Raw genomic sequence first — 15,981 nt, forward strand, 5'->3', positions numbered from 1 at the left:
CCAGCACGATAGATGTGAAGAAAATTGCCCTGGCTTGAGGGCTTGCCTGGGTAACTTTTTACCGGCACTGCTTTTCGCATACCCACGCCTTTCTTCCGATTTCTCACGCGTGTCGGGACTTGCATATTTTCGTCGTCTATGGGAAAGTAATTTCCGAACGAAGAAGTTCGCCGTGATGCTTTCCACAACCCTAAAAATCTGGATATTGTGGTTCAACAGGTGTATTCTAGATATTTGCGTTGACATTACCATGCCCTTTTACCTTTTTTAGCGGTATTGTGCTAAAAAATCAGTCATTTTGCGTCCCACGGCGTGAAGTGTGGGCATTGGTTTGTCTCCTCTGCCAGATTCGTCAGGGAAGGATCCACTTTGGCTGCTTCGCGCACATACTCGCTCGCCGTTAACCACGGCAAGCCGATTGTTGACCGCGTCTCGTTTGCAAAAATCAATGAACCGCTCCAGGTTCCCAACCTTTTAGGTTTGCAGACAGACAGCTTCGGCTGGCTTATCGGTTCCGAAAAATGGGTTGCTGAAAACCCGGGAACCGCATCAGGTCTCGAAGAAATCTTCGATGAAATTTCACCCATTGAAAATACTGCTCAAACAATGGGGCTCGTTCTTTCGGCACCGCATTTTGAGGAACCAAAATATTCCATACTTGAATGCCGTGAACGAGATATTACCTACGCAGCACCGCTGTATGTTACAGCGGAATTCCAAAATTATGAAACAGGGGAAATTAAATCTCAAACAACCTTTATTGGAGATTTCCCCCTTATGACAGACCGCGGTACCTTCATTGTTAACGGTACCGAGCGTGTTGTTGTTTCTCAGCTCGTGCGTTCACCGGGAGTGTACTTCGAACGCACCGCTGATAAAACCTCCGATAAGGATATTTACAACGCAAAAATCATTCCTTCCCGCGGTGCATGGCTGGAATTTGAAATCGATAAGCGCGATAGCGTCGGCGTACGTGTGGATCGTAAGCGTAAGCAATCCGTCACCGTATTCCTTAAGGCCCTGGGCATGGAAGAATCCGAAATTCGTGAAGTATTCGCTGATTTCCCTGTTCTTCTTAAAACCTTGGAAAAGGACACCGTCCACACCCAAGAAGAAGCCTTGCGCGATCTGTACCGCAAGTTGCGTCCAGGCGAACCGCCGACAGCAGATGCAGGACGAACACTCCTCAACAACTTCTACTTCAACACCAAGCGTTACGATACCGCTAAAGTTGGACGCTACAAGATAAATAAGAAGCTCGGACTTGATGCGGAAAACGAATCACGCCAGCTTACCCTGGTAGATATCACTGCAACCCTGCGTTATCTGCTCGCCCTCCATCAGGGCATGGATCGCGTCAACGAAATGGGTGAATACGCTGAACTTGTGTGCACAGAAGGTGGCACCCCGGTTCGCGTAACAACCGACGATATTGATAACTTCTCCAACCGTCGCGTGCGCGCAGTCGGTGAACTTATCCAAAACCAGGTACGTACAGGACTTGCTCGCCTTGATCGTATGGTTCGCGAACGCATGACAACCCAGGAAGTCGAAGCAATTACGCCTTCTTCGTTGATCAACATTCGCCCCATCGTCGCGTCCATCAAGGAATTCTTCGGAACCTCCCAGCTTTCCCAGTTCATGGATCAAAACAATCCGCTGGCTGGGCTCACACACAAGCGACGCCTCTCCGCGCTCGGTCCGGGCGGTTTGAGCCGTGACCGTGCAGGCATGGAAGTGCGAGACGTTCACCCGTCCCACTATGGCCGCATGTGCCCGATTGAAACCCCTGAAGGTCCAAACATTGGTTTGATTGGATCCTTGGCGTCCTTTGCGCGAGTTAATACTTTCGGCTTCCTGGAGACACCCTACCGTCGCGTCGTCGATGGACGTGTTACAGATGTTATTGACTACCTCCAGGCAGGAGACGAAGATAACTACAATATTGCTCAGGCCGAAGCTCCCATTGATGAGAACGGTAGCTTCCTCGAAGAAGAAGCTCTCGTGCGTGTTCCCGGTGGCGAACCCGCCCTTGTGCCCGTCGAAGAAGTTGACTACATGGATGTCTCTGCACGTCAGATGGTTTCCATCGGTACAGGTATGATTCCGTTCCTGGAGCACGACGACGCCAACCGAGCACTCATGGGTGCCAACATGCAGCGTCAGGCTGTTCCCTTGATTCGCCCAGTTTCCCCATATGTGGGAACCGGTTGGGAAATGCGTTGCGCCGTCGATTCCGGCGACGTTACCACCGCGGCGGCTCCCGGTGTCGTTACAGAAGTCGATTCCGACGCAATTCACGTCGAACAGGACGACGGACGTCACGTCATCTACAAGATGAGCAAATTTGAACGTTCCAACCCCGGTAATGCCATCAACCAGCGCGTTCTCGTTGACGTAGGGAACCGCATCGAAGCAGGATCACTCCTTGCCGACGGCGCGGCAACAGAAGGTGGAGAACTGGCTCTCGGCCAGAACCTCCTCGTCGCCTTCATGTCCTGGAACGGCTACAACTATGAAGATGCCATTATTCTTTCCGAACGTTGCGTGCGCGACGATCTTCTAACCTCCATTCACATTGAGGAACATGAAGTCGATGCACGCGATACCAAGCTCGGACCGGAAGAAATCACGAGAGACATCCCCAATGTTTCCGAAGAAATGATTTCCCACCTGGACGAACACGGCATTATCCGTATCGGTGCAGAAGTTCGTGCCGGCGATATTCTCGTCGGAAAAATTACCCCTAAGGGTGAAACCGAACTGACCTCCGAAGAACGCCTCCTTCGCGCCATTTTTGGTGAAAAAGCGAAGGAAGTTCGCGATACGTCCATGCGTGTTCCGCACGGTGAATCCGGTATCGTCATTGGAATTCGCCAGTTCAACAAGGAAAATAACGACGAACTTCCCTCCGACGTGAACGAAACCGTCCGCGTCTATATTGCCCAGCGTCGCAAGATCACCGTCGGTGATAAGATGGCGGGTCGCCACGGTAATAAGGGTGTTATTTCGCGTATTCTTCCCATCGAAGATATGCCGTTCCTCGAAGATGGAACCCCGGTTGATATTATTCTCAACCCCCTCGGTGTTCCTGGCCGAATGAATCTCGGACAGATTTATGAACTCCACTTGGGTTGGATCGCCAAGCACGGTTGGGATGCTTCGGCAGCCCGCGAAGCAGGCGAAAAATGGGCGATGAGTCTGCCAGAAAATGCTGTCAAGGGTAAGCCCGGTCAGCGTGTGGCAACTCCCGTATTCGACGGTTTGACATCCGATGAACTTGAAGGACTCATTAAGAGTGTCTTGCCTAACGAGGACGGAGACCACGTTCTCAACGAATTCGGTAAGGCACGTCTCTTCGACGGACGTAGCGGTGAGCCATTCCCGGAGCCTATCTCCGTGGGTTACATGTACATGTTGAAACTCCACCATCTCGTCGACGATAAGATTCACGCACGTTCCACCGGTCCGTACTCCATGGTTACCCAGCAACCTCTGGGTGGTAAGGCACAGTTCGGTGGCCAGCGCTTCGGAGAAATGGAAGTGTGGGCACTGGAAGCATACGGTGCCGCGCATACCCTCCAGGAAATGTTGACCGTGAAGTCCGACGATACTGTTGGGCGCGTGAAAGTATATGAAGCGATCGTGAAGGGCGATAACATCCCCGAACCCGGAATTCCGGAATCCTTCAAGGTTCTCATGCAGGAAATGCGTTCCCTGTGCTTGAACCTGGAAGCTCTGGATGCGGGAGGTGCAGTTATTGAATTGCAGGAAACTGAAGAAGAACGTTTCCGCGGAAACACCAATAAAGAAGTGCCTGCAATGCCCACGGGTCTCGAAGATCTTTCTACCGGAGCAGATTTCTAATCTCTCTCACAGTTGTGCGGGCCAAAATCGCGCCAGGCCCGCACAGCACAGTCAGTAGTAGTGGTGCAAAAGTTTTCCATCGGAAGTAGGAATCTTGCTCGACGTCAATCGTTTTGATCAGCTTCATATTGGCCTGGCGACCTCAGACGATATTCGTTCATGGTCCCACGGTGAAGTAAAGAAGCCGGAAACCATTAATTATCGTACCCTTAAGCCGGAACGCGACGGCCTGTTCGGTGAACAAATCTTCGGTCCTACCCGCGATTGGGAATGCGCTTGCGGAAAGTATAAGCGTCCCCGTTTCAAGGGTATTGTGTGCGAACACTGCGGTGTGGAAGTTACACGCTCCAAGGTGCGCCGTGAACGCATGGGACATATTGAACTTGCTGCTCCCGTTACCCACATTTGGTATTTCAAGGGTGTTCCTTCACGTCTCGGATATCTCCTTGACGTTGCCCCCAAAGATTTGGAAAAAGTAATCTACTTTGCCGCCTATATGGTGACCGAAGTAGATGAAGAAGGACGACGCGAAGATCACGCAACTCTTCAATCTGAATTTGAACTTGAATCCCGTGCTCTCATGAAGGAACGTGATGCGGCACTGGAAGCACGCCACAAGGAACTTGAAGCAGAACTTGCGGCAGCTGAAGGTGAGGATGCCACAACGGCTACAAAAACGAAGATAAAGCGCGAGGCCGAAAAAGACCTTGCAAAGATTCGTGAAAATGCCGATCGTGAGCTCGAACGTTTGACGGAAGTCTGGGATCGTTTCACAAAGCTTAAAGTGGGAGATCTTGAAGGTGATGAAGATCTTTACCGCGAAATGGAAGCTCGCTACGGAGAATACTTCAAGGCGGCACGCGGGGCAGAAGCTATCCAGGCGCGCCTGCGTGATTTCGATCTTCAAGCTGAACATGATGCTCTCGTAGAAGTTATTGAAACGGGAACAGCTCAGCGTAAGGCACGCGCACTTAAGCGTATCCGTGTGGTTAATGCTTTCCTGCATTCCGGTACGAAGCCCGAATCTATGGTTTTGGATGCTCTTCCGGTTATTCCGCCGGATCTTCGCCCCATGGTTCAGCTCGACGGTGGCCGTTTCGCAACCTCAGATTTGAACGATCTGTATCGTCGCGTCATCAACCGCAACAACCGCTTAAAGCGCATGCTTGATTTGAATGCACCAGAAATCATGGTGAACAACGAAAAGCGTATGTTGCAAGAATCTGTGGATGCGCTCTTCGACAACGGTAGGCGTGGCCGCCCGGTTCAGGGTGCCGGTAACCGTCCCCTGAAGTCCCTTTCGGATATGTTGAAGGGTAAGCAGGGTCGTTTCCGCCAGAACTTGCTCGGTAAGCGCGTGGATTATTCCGGCCGTTCCGTTATTGTTGTTGGCCCATCCCTGAAACTTCACCAGTGCGGTTTGCCGAAGGTGATGGCTCTCGAACTGTTCAAACCATTCGTGCAAAAGCGCCTCGTCGATCTTGAGATTGCCAAGAATATTAAGGCATCCAAGCGCATGATTGACCGCCAACGCCCCGAAGTGTGGGATGTTTTGGACGAAGTTATTCGTGAACACCCGGTTCTTTTGAACCGCGCACCAACACTTCACCGCCTCGGTATTCAGGCATTCGAACCCGTCATTATCGAAGGTAAAGCTATTCGCTTGCACCCCCTCGTGTGTGCGGCCTTCAACGCCGATTTCGACGGCGATCAGATGGCTGTTCACCTTCCGTTGTCCGTTGAAGCGCAGGCCGAAGCTCGCGTGCTCATGCTTTCGTCGAACAATATTTTGAAGCCTTCTGACGGACGCCCTGTGACCATGCCTTCCCAGGACATGGTGATTGGTTTGTTCTACTTGACGAGCGAACGCGAAGGTAAGTCAGGTGAGGGACGTTTCTTCACGACGGTAGACGAAGCCCGCATGGCTTACGATCTTGGCGAGCTTGACTTGAACTCCAGGGTGAAGATTCGTTTCGAGTCCGATGTTGTTCCTCCGCGTGGCTGGGTTGCCCCTGAAAATCACGGAGAAGACGATCCGATTATTTTGGAAACAACTCTCGGGCGCGCAATCTTCAACGAGGCACTTCCTGTTGATTTCCCGTATGTCAATACAGTTGTTGATAAGAAGGTTCTCGGCAAGATCGTCAACAGCTTGGCTGAACGCTACGAAAAGGTTTACGTTGGCGCATCCCTCGATGCGTTGAAGGCAACAGGTTTCTATTGGGCGTCACGAAGCGGTGTGTCTATTGCCGTCTCGGATGTGGTTGTTCCTGGAAGTAAACGCGGGATTATCGCTGAGGCTGAAAAGAAAGCCAACGTTATCGAAAATCAGTACCTTGATGGTCTTATCGAGGACGAGGATCGCCGTCGTGATTTGGTGAACCTATGGTCCGCAGTTACGTTGAATATTGCTGAAGAAATGCGTAAGAATTTCTCCGACGATAACACCGTGAACCGTATGGTTTCCTCCGGTGCCCGTGGTAACTGGGAACAGGTCCGTCAGATTGCTGGTATTCGTGGCCTGGTTTCCGACACCAAGGGTGTGACGATTCCTCGTCCGATTATTTCGAACTACCGTGAAGGTTTGTCGGTTCTCGAATACTTCGCCAATACGCACGGCGCCCGTAAGGGTTTGGCGGATACCGCGTTGCGTACAGCGGATTCAGGGTACTTGACGCGCCGTCTTGTGGACGTTTCCCAGGACGTTATTGTTCGCGAAGGCGATTGCGGTACGTCTCGTGGTTTATCCAAGACGATTGCCTCACCCGATAGCGCTGGACAGCTTGTTCCCGATAAGAACCTTGACAGAACAGTTTATGCACGTACTCTTGCGAAAGATGTCGTGGATAGTGAAGGTAATGTTTTGGTTGTAGCCGGAACAGATCTTGGCGACGATATTATCGAAAACCTTATCGAAAAGGGTATTACCAAGGTTTCGGTCCGTTCCGTGCTTACCTGCCAGTCTCGTACCGGTACATGTGCAATGTGCTACGGCCGTTCCATGGCAACCGGCAAGCTCGTCGATATTGGTGAAGCTGTTGGTATTGTGGCGGCACAATCCATTGGTGAACCTGGTACACAGCTAACAATGCGTACCTTCCACACCGGTGGTTCTGCGTCGGCTGAAGATATTACTCAGGGTCTTCCGCGTGTTCAGGAATTGTTTGAAGCACGTACGCCTAAGGGTGAAGCTCCTATCGCTGAAGTTGCCGGACGTTTGGAAGTCGAAGACGGTGAACGTCTGCGTCGTTTGATTATTGTTCGCGACGACGCCGAAGAGGACATGGTTTATCTTGCCTCCAAGCGTGCCAAGCTTTTAATTGAAGAAGGCGGGCATGTGAAGGTTGGCGAGCAACTCGTTGAAGGTAACGTTGACCCCAAGAAGATTCTGCGTATTTCTGGCCGTCGCGCGGTTCAGGAATATATTGTGGATCAGGTTCAGGATGTTTACCGGAACCAGAACGTAGACATCCACGATAAGCATATTGAAGTGATTGTTCACCAAATGCTTCGTCGTATTACGGTTCTTGAAGCTGGAAGTACGCATCTGCTTCCCGGTGAACTCGTGGATGTTGCTCGTTTTGAAAGCGAGAATCGTGCGGCAATGGCTGAAGGTGGGAAACCTGCTTCAGGACGCCCCGAACTCATGGGTATCACGAAGGCTTCTTTGGCAACAGATTCGTGGCTTTCCGCCGCATCCTTCCAGGAAACAACTCGTGTGTTGACGGAAGCTGCCTTGAACTCCAAGTCCGATCCGCTTGAAGGTCTGAAAGAAAACGTTATTCTCGGTAAGCTCATTCCGGCCGGTACCGGCCTTGAGACACTGCGTAACGTCAAGGTTGAGCCGACGGTTGAGGCACGTGTGGACTTCGAAAAGAACTTCGGCTTCGCCTCACGCGAATACGATTCCTTCGATGACGTGTTCCCGTATTCCGGCATGCAAGATTTCGATTTTGACGCTGGATACGGCATGTAACACGCAGGAATCCGGACGCAGGGGATAGGTGGCGTATCAAGGAAAGTGTCTTACTGACATTTTTCGGGCGCATCCATAACGTTCGCTTCCGGATTTTTCGGGCGTTCACCTGACATATAAAGGTTTACGCACCAAGCGTTCACGAATGTGGCGTGTGGGAATTCTTCCCACACGCCACATTCTCGTCGTACATCTATAAAAAATGTGACATTGTTCGTACGCTCATCTTTTGGCTTTCGCGTTCGTGTACCGGCGCGTAGTGTAAAACTGTGCAAAGAAGATTAAGCCACCCGGATTCATGCATGTGTGCCAAGCGTAGAACTTTGGGTAAGAAAAACGAAAACTTTTCGTCAACACACACCTTTACTCATGTGTGTATCTGATAACACGAACCGTTAAACCTTTGACGTGGACGCGCCTAAGTGGCTATTCTTGTAAAGGTTGCCTATTCGCGGGTCTAGTTGTGGCTTGCCACATGAATGAGCGGTGTGTGTTCTCTAGATTTGGCGAATTATATTCATTATTCATCTGTACAACAGGAGAAATTTAGTGCCTACAATACAGCAGTTGGTACGCCAGGGACGCGCACAGAAGAAGCGCGCTCCCAAGCGCCCGGCGCTCAAGGGAAGCCCCCAGCGTCGCGGGGTGTGCACACGTGTGTTCACCACCACCCCGAAGAAGCCGAACTCCGCGCTCCGTAAGGTTGCCCGTGTTCGCCTTTCTTCCGGCATCGAAGTTACCGCTTACATTCCCGGTGAAGGTCATAACCTTCAGGAACACTCCATCGTTCTTGTGCGCGGTGGTGGCGTGAAGGATCTTCCCGGTGTGCGTTACAAGATCGTTCGTGGCGCTCTGGATACCCAGGGTGTGAAGAACCGTAACCAGGCTCGTTCCCGTTATGGTGCGAAGAAGGAGAAGAAGTAATGCCACGTAAGGGTCCAATTAAGAAGCGTCCTTTGATCGCAGATCCGGTTTACAATTCCCAGATTGTTACTCAGCTTGTGAACCGTGTTCTCGTCGATGGTAAGAAGTCTTTGGCTCAGTCCATCGTTTACGGCGCATTTGAAGGCGTTGCAGAAAAGTCTGGACAAGATCCGCTCGCAGTTTTCAAGCGTGCAGTGGATAATATTCGTCCGCAACTCGAAGTTCGTTCACGTCGCGTTGGTGGCGCAACCTATCAGGTTCCGGTGGAAGTTAAATCCGCACGCGCTACCGCTCTTGCGTTGCGTTGGCTCGTTTCCTTCGCTCGCACCCGTCGTGAAAACACGATGGAACTGCGTCTCATGAACGAAATCTTGGATGCATCCAATGGTCTTGGCGGTGCTGTGAAGCGTCGTGAAGATACCCATCGTATGGCAGAGGCTAACAAGGCCTTTGCTCACTACCGCTGGTAATCGCCAGGGTTTTCAACCCCGAGTTATAGAGAAGAGCGTATTGTGGCACAAGACGTGCTTACCGACCTTACAAAGGTCCGCAATATCGGTATCATGGCGCACATCGATGCCGGTAAAACAACAACCACTGAGCGCATCCTGCTGTACACCGGCATTAACCATAAGCTTGGTGAAACCCACGACGGTGCATCAACCACCGACTGGATGGAGCAGGAAAAGGAACGTGGTATTACCATTACTTCCGCTGCTGTAACGGCATTCTGGAAGGGTGCACAGTTCAACATTATTGACACCCCGGGCCACGTGGACTTCACCGTTGAGGTGGAGCGTTCACTGCGCGTTCTCGACGGTGCCATTGCCGTGTTCGACGGCAAGGAAGGTGTTGAACCTCAGTCTGAAACCGTGTGGCGTCAGGCTGATAAGTACAACGTTCCCCGCATTTGTTTCATCAACAAGATGGACAAACTCGGTGCAAACTTTGATTTTTCCGTTCAGACGATTCGCGATCGTTTGAAGGCTCATCCCACGGTTATTACCTTCCCGATTGGGGCGGAAAACGAATTCAATGGTGTTGTCGATGTGTTGAGCATGACAGCCGTTCGTTTCCCCGAACAGGACGATAAGGGTAATAGCACCATGGGTGCCGTTGTTGAACACGAAGACATCCCGGCTGATCTTCTTGAGAAGGCTGAAGAACTTCGTATGGTCGCCATGGAAGATGCCGCTGAAGCTAACGAAGAACTCATGGAAAAGTACCTTGAAGAAGGTGAACTTTCCACTGAGGAAATGATTAAGGGTTTGCGTATTCGTACCCTGAACAGCGAAATCTATCCTGTCTATGCAGGTTCTGCCTACAAGAACAAGGGTGTTCAGCCCGTTCTTGATGGTGTTGTCAACTTCCTTCCTTCCCCGCTTGATATTCCTGCTATTGAAGGTTTCAAGCCCGGAAATGAAGACGAAGTTATTCTTCGCCATCCATCCGAATCTGAGCCTTTCGCTGCTCTTGCCTTCAAGATTGCCGTTCACCCCTTCTACGGTAAACTCACCTACATTCGTGTCTACTCCGGTAAGGTCGAATCCGGTACCCAGGTGATGAATTCCGTTAAGGGTAAGCGCGAACGTATCGGCAAGATGTTCCAAATGCACTCCAACAAGGAAATCCCTGTTGAGGTTGCACACGCTGGGCATATTTACGCATTCATCGGCCTGAAGGACACCACAACTGGTGATACCCTCTGCGCCCAGGATGCTCCCGTCGTCCTTGAATCAATGACATTCCCGGATCCAGTGATCCACGTTGCCATTGAACCTAAGTCCAAGGGCGACCAAGAAAAGCTTTCCATCGCCATTCAGAAGCTGGCGGAGGAAGATCCGACCTTCACGGTTCATCAGGATGAGGAAACCGGCCAGACCGTTATTGGCGGTATGGGCGAACTCCACCTCGATATTCTCGTTGACCGCATGAAGCGCGAATTCAGGGTTGATGCAAACGTCGGCGCTCCGATGGTTGCCTACCGTGAAACTATCCGCCGCAAGGTGGAACATGTTGAATACACCCACAAGAAGCAGACGGGTGGATCCGGTCAGTTCGCGCGTGTTATTTGTACGTTCGAACCGCTCGATGCGACAGAAGAAGGCGAAGCATACGAATTCGTCAACGCTGTTACCGGTGGTCGCGTTCCGCGCGAATACATTCCGTCCGTCGACCAGGGTATCCAAGAAGCCATGTCTAATGGTGTTCTTGCCGGCTACCCGCTTGTGGGTGTGAAGGCAACGCTGGAAGACGGCGCCTACCACGACGTCGATTCGTCCGAACTTGCCTTCAAGATCGCCGGTAACCAGGTGTTCAAGGAAGGCGCAAAGCGTGCCAACCCTGTTCTTCTGGAACCGATTATGGACGTTGAAGTTCGTACCCCCGAGGAGTATATGGGCGACGTTATTGGCGACCTGAACTCCCGTCGCGGTATGATTAAGTCCATGGAAGACGCTACTGGCGTCAAGATCGTTCGTGCTAACGTTCCGCTCAGTGAAATGTTCGGTTACGTTGGTGACCTGCGTTCCAAGACGCAGGGCCGTGCGGTCTACAGCATGCAGATGGATTCCTACGCTGAGGTTCCCAAGAACGTCGCGGATGAAGTCGTTGCCGCTGCACGCGGTGAATAACGTATCCAGTTTCGTTTACAATAGGTAACTGTTCGATACGAATATGGATACGTGCGCCAGCATTTATCCAGAATCTATAAGTAATTTCTAGAGTCCCAGGAGGACGTAGTGGCAAAGGCCAAGTACGATAAGTCCAAGCCGCATATGAACATCGGCACCATCGGTCACGTCGATCACGGAAAGACGACAACGACCGCTGCTATCACCAAGGTTCTTGCGGATAAGTACCCCGATCTTAATGAATTCACCCCGTTCGATCAGGTTGATAACGCTCCTGAAGAACGCCAGCGTGGTATTACGATTAACGTTTCCCACGTTGAATACCAGACAGAAAAGCGTCACTATGCTCACGTTGACGCCCCTGGACACGCCGATTACATCAAGAACATGATTACCGGTGCTGCTCAGATGGACGGCGCAATCCTCGTTGTTGCCGCAACTGATGGTCCGATGGCTCAGACTCGTGAACACGTTCTTCTTGCCCGCCAGGTTGGCGTGCCCCAGATCATCGTCGCACTCAACAAGTCCGACATGGTTGATGATGAAGAACTTCTCGAACTCGTTGAAATGGAAGTTCGTGAACTTCTCGATTCTCAGGAATACCCCGGAGACGACCTCCCCGTCGTCCGCATTTCCGCTCTCAAGGCTCTTGAAGGCGATGCTGAATGGGTTGCTTCCATTGAAGAACTCATGGAGCAGGTTGACACCTACTTCGAAGATCCGGTTCGTGACACCGATAAACCGTTCCTTATGCCGATCGAAGACGTCTTCACGATTACTGGTCGTGGAACCGTTGTTACCGGTCGTGTGGAACGCGGTATCCTCAACCTGAACGAAGAAGTTGAAATCCTCGGTATCCGCAAGGCTCAGAAGACAACGGTTACCGGTATCGAAATGTTCCACAAGCAGATGGATTACGCTGAAGCCGGCGAAAACTGCGGTCTTCTTCTCCGTGGTACCAAGCGTGAAGATGTTGAACGTGGCCAGGTTGTTGCCAAGCCGGGTTCCATCACCCCGCACACCAAGTTCGAAGCTCAGGTCTACGTGCTGAAGAAGGAAGAAGGTGGACGTCACAATCCGTTCTTCTCCAACTACCGCCCGCAGTTCTACTTCCGTACCACAGACGTTACCGGCGTTATCACCCTTCCTGAAGGCACCGAAATGGTTATGCCTGGCGATAACACCGAAATGACTGTTGAACTCATCCAGCCAATCGCCATGGAAGAAGGCCTCGGCTTCGCTATCCGTGAAGGTGGCCACACCGTTGGATCCGGGCGAGTCATCAAGATCATCAAGTAAGTAATTTCTAGCTCAGCTAGCTTACTTCCCATGTGCCCCGCACTTTTTAGTGCGGGGCACATGTTGTATGGTGCGGTGTTCTTGTAGTTCGCTGCGGGGCACATCTTGTCTTTCTAGCACCTAACAGAACCGTGAGGCTTCTTGATAGGCTAGTGTTCATGGCACAACCACAGCTTTCAATGGAAAAACTTGTTGATTACCTCCAGCTTCCCTTTATGCCGCAAGGAATTTTATGGGACATGGACGGGACGCTTGTTGATAGCGAAGCCGAATGGGGGAGGGTTACGGAGGAAACAGTCCGTAGTTACGGTGGGCAATGGACTGAAAAAGATGCTCTAGCCATTACCGGTGCCGGTTCTCAAACCCACGCTTACGCCATGGCCCGTCGCGTCCACGAGGCTGGCGCCAAAGAAGATCCGTGGAAGCTTTTCGCCAAAGTGTTACGCGGAATGGAAACCCATATGGGTAGCGTAACCCTGATTGACGGGGGAGCGGAGCTTATCGATTTCTTCGACGCGCATTCCATTCCGCAGGCGCTTGTTACCGCAACACCCGGCGAGCCCGTTCGTCTCTTCCTTAGTGGTGTGGGTTCGCGACTAAAAACGGCTGTTACCGGCGACGATCCCGTTCCGGGCAAACCTGATCCGGCACCCTATGCGTTGGGCGCCGAAAGAATTGGGGTGCCGATTGAGTTCTGTGTTGCGTTCGAGGATTCTATCCCTGGTACGACCTCTGCACGACGAGCCGGCGCTTTCGTCGTCGATGTTCACGAGTATCCGTTGGCGGGCATCGTTGCAGCGTGTGCAATATGAGCGGACATGTATCGTTGAAGCGTGCGCAATATAAGCGGACATGTATCGTTGAAGCGCACCCAACATAATCGCACTCACTCCTTGCGGGTTCGCGAAAGAAATCGCCCTGTGGAACGTAGCGGGTTCCTTCACCACGTCAACTGGTTTCCTTACGAAGAAATTTACGACGGACTCGCGTGAATCATGCTAATACGTGATGGGTATCTCCAGGTTAACCCTTGAATCGGCCCCATTTTCCCCGTAAAATATTTTCTTGTGTTTGGCGCGAATGTGCGCACAAACGTGAGAACTGTTGCACTATGTGATGCATATCCTTGATATCACGCGAATAGTTGTGGCAAACTATAAAAGTTGCTCAAATGAGCAGAAAGACTTGTCGGCGCAAACGTCGATGAATGATAAAGGGTTTTCCGGAACCTCATATAGGGCTTTGATGTTGTGGTAGTTTTACCGTCGCTTCGATGCGCCTTGTGATGGAGCCGGGCACCGAAGCTAAAGAGAGGTAGACGCGCCATGGCGGGACAGAAGATCCGCATTAGGCTGAAGTCATATGACCACGAGGTCATTGATAGCGCAGCCAAGAAGCTCGTCGACGAAGTTGCCCGTACCGGCGCAACTGTAGTGGGCCCCGTACCGCTACCGACGGAAAAGAACGTTTACTGCGTTATCCGCTCGCCCCACAAGTACAAGGATTCCCGCGAACACTTCGAGATGCGCACGCATAAGCGCCTCATCGACATCGTGGAACCAACCCTGAAGACGATTGACAGCCTTCGCCGTCTCGATCTTCCGGCAGATGTCAACGTGGAAATCAAGCTCTGAGGTAAAACGCAATGAACTCCAAGCAGGCTGTTGCCAGCAAGCCCGTGAAGGCTCTGCTCGGCACGAAGCTGGGAATGACCCAGCTGTGGGATGAAGAAGGACATCTTCTCCCCATTACCGTAGTGCGTGTGGGCACCAATGTGGTGACCCAGGTTCGCACACCTGAAGTTGATGGCTATTCTGCCGTTCAAATTGCTTCAGGCGATGAAAAGATAAAGAATGTGACCAAGCCGATCGAAGGCCATTACGCCAAGGCTGGTGTGACACCCCGTACCAAGATGTTTGAAGTTCGCCTCGCGGACACATCCGAATACTCTGTTGGTCAGGAACTCACCGCCGATCTGTTCGAAGCTGGTCAAAAAGTAGACGTTATGGGCACATCTCGTGGTAAGGGATTCGCTGGTGTTATGAAGCGTCACGGCTTCGCCGGTGTTTCCGCTTCCCACGGTGCTCACCGTAATCACCGTAAGCCGGGTTCGATTGGTGCTTGCGCCACACCCGCTCGCGTATTCCGTGGTCTGCGCATGGCAGGCCGTATGGGTAACGAACGCGTTACGGTTCAGAACCTGTCCATCCACTCAGTCGATGTTGAGAACGGACTTCTCCTCGTCGTCGGAGCTATCCCCGGTGCAAAGGGTGGTTCCGTAGTGGTTCGTACGTCCGTGAAGGGAGCCTAATATCATGGCAGACTTCAACATTGACGTTCTCGACGCATCGGGCAAGGTTACTTCAACTGTTACACTTCCCGAAGCGCTGTTTGATCGTGAAGTCAACACGTCCCTCCTTCATCAGGTGGTGACGGCTCAGCTCGCAGCTGCTCGTCAGGGTACCCACTCCACCAAAACACGTGGCGAAGTCCGCGGTGGTGGAAAGAAGCCTTGGCGCCAAAAGGGAACGGGACGCGCACGTCACGGTTCCACACGTTCTCCAATTTGGAGTGGCGGTGGCATCGCACATGGTCCCAAGCCGCGCGATTATTCACAGCGCACCCCCAAGAAAATGATTGCAGCGGCTCTGCTTCAGTCACTTTCAGATCGTGCACGTGGTGGCCGCATCCATGCGGTAACCGCATTCGTTGCCGATTCAACCCCGTCCACCAAGGCCGCACGTCAACTCATTGAGAAGATTAATGAAGGTCGTCGCGCCCTCGTCGTCGTAGAACGTGGAGAGGATGCGTCCATTCTTTCGGTACGTAACCTTCCCCAGGTTCACACAATTTACGTCGATCAGCTCAACTGCTACGACGTTCTCGTTGCAGACGACGTTATCTTCACTGAAGCAGCTCTCAATGCTTTCGTTGAGAAGAAAACGAAGAAGGATGAGAAGTAATGACTGATACAGCGAAGTTCTACAACAAGAATCCGCACGATGTCATCCTTGCTCCGGTGATGTCCGAAAAGAGCGCCATCCTTGAAGAACAGGGTAAGTACACGTTCTTCGTCGATCCGCGTTCCAACAAGACGGAAATCAAGCAGGCCGTTGAAGCTATCTTCGGCGTCAAGGTTGCATCGGTTAACACACAGAATCGTCAGGGTAAGACCCGTCGCACACGTAACGGCATTGGTCGTCGCAAGAACACCAAGCGCGCCATCGTGACGCTGCGTGAGGGCACAATCGACATCTACGGCGATATCGTTAGCTAATAACG

11 protein-coding genes are annotated in these 15,981 nt (G+C 51.9%); all 11 read left to right on the forward strand.

Features of this window, described 5'->3' with window-relative positions; genetic code table 11:
* The first annotated feature begins 369 nt into the window (after window positions 1-369).
* Window positions 370-3,867, forward strand: a complete 3,498-nt coding sequence (rpoB, locus tag G445_RS10345) for a DNA-directed RNA polymerase subunit beta (protein WP_022866940.1) — start codon at window positions 370-372, stop codon at window positions 3,865-3,867.
* Between the two features lie 94 nt (window positions 3,868-3,961).
* Complete coding sequence (locus tag G445_RS0107595; RefSeq protein WP_022866941.1) at window positions 3,962-7,843, forward strand: DNA-directed RNA polymerase subunit beta'; 3,882 nt, start codon at window positions 3,962-3,964, stop codon at window positions 7,841-7,843.
* Window positions 7,844-8,392: 549 nt separating this feature from the next.
* Complete coding sequence (rpsL, locus tag G445_RS0107605) at window positions 8,393-8,767, forward strand: 30S ribosomal protein S12 (RefSeq protein WP_022866943.1); 375 nt, start codon at window positions 8,393-8,395, stop codon at window positions 8,765-8,767.
* The gene (rpsG, locus tag G445_RS0107610) at window positions 8,767-9,237 is read left to right on the forward strand and encodes a 30S ribosomal protein S7 (RefSeq protein ID WP_022866944.1); all 471 of its coding nucleotides are present in this window, start codon (window positions 8,767-8,769) and stop codon (window positions 9,235-9,237) included. The genes rpsL and rpsG overlap by 1 nt, the downstream gene beginning before the upstream one ends.
* 42 nt (window positions 9,238-9,279) lie before the next feature.
* A complete protein-coding gene (gene fusA, locus G445_RS0107615; RefSeq protein ID WP_022866945.1) occupies window positions 9,280-11,400 on the forward strand; it encodes an elongation factor G in 2,121 nt (706 codons plus the stop codon).
* A gap of 108 nt (window positions 11,401-11,508) precedes the next feature.
* The gene (gene tuf / locus G445_RS0107620) at window positions 11,509-12,699 is read left to right on the forward strand and encodes an elongation factor Tu (RefSeq protein WP_022866946.1); all 1,191 of its coding nucleotides are present in this window, start codon (window positions 11,509-11,511) and stop codon (window positions 12,697-12,699) included.
* A gap of 158 nt (window positions 12,700-12,857) precedes the next feature.
* Entirely contained in the window at window positions 12,858-13,511 is a 654-nt protein-coding gene (locus tag G445_RS0107625) for an HAD family hydrolase (RefSeq protein WP_022866947.1), read from the forward strand.
* A 513-nt stretch (window positions 13,512-14,024) separates the two neighbouring features.
* On the forward strand, window positions 14,025-14,333 hold the full coding sequence (gene rpsJ, locus G445_RS0107630) for a 30S ribosomal protein S10 (protein WP_022866948.1): 309 nt from the start codon (window positions 14,025-14,027) through the stop codon (window positions 14,331-14,333).
* A gap of 11 nt (window positions 14,334-14,344) precedes the next feature.
* Window positions 14,345-15,010 carry a 50S ribosomal protein L3 gene (gene rplC, locus G445_RS0107635; protein WP_022866949.1) on the forward strand — a complete coding sequence of 222 codons (666 nt, stop codon included), beginning with the start codon at window positions 14,345-14,347 and terminating at the stop codon, window positions 15,008-15,010.
* A gap of 4 nt (window positions 15,011-15,014) precedes the next feature.
* Window positions 15,015-15,662, forward strand: coding sequence for a 50S ribosomal protein L4 (gene rplD / locus G445_RS0107640; RefSeq protein ID WP_022866950.1), 648 nt, complete (start codon window positions 15,015-15,017; stop codon window positions 15,660-15,662).
* On the forward strand, window positions 15,662-15,976 hold the full coding sequence (gene rplW, locus G445_RS0107645; protein WP_022866951.1) for a 50S ribosomal protein L23: 315 nt from the start codon (window positions 15,662-15,664) through the stop codon (window positions 15,974-15,976). Before rplD ends, rplW begins: the two co-directional genes overlap by 1 nt.
* Window positions 15,977-15,981 lie beyond the last annotated feature (5 nt).

It is taken from the genome of Actinotignum urinale DSM 15805, from assembly GCF_000420445.1.
Lineage (GTDB): Bacteria > Actinomycetota > Actinomycetes > Actinomycetales > Actinomycetaceae > Actinotignum > Actinotignum urinale.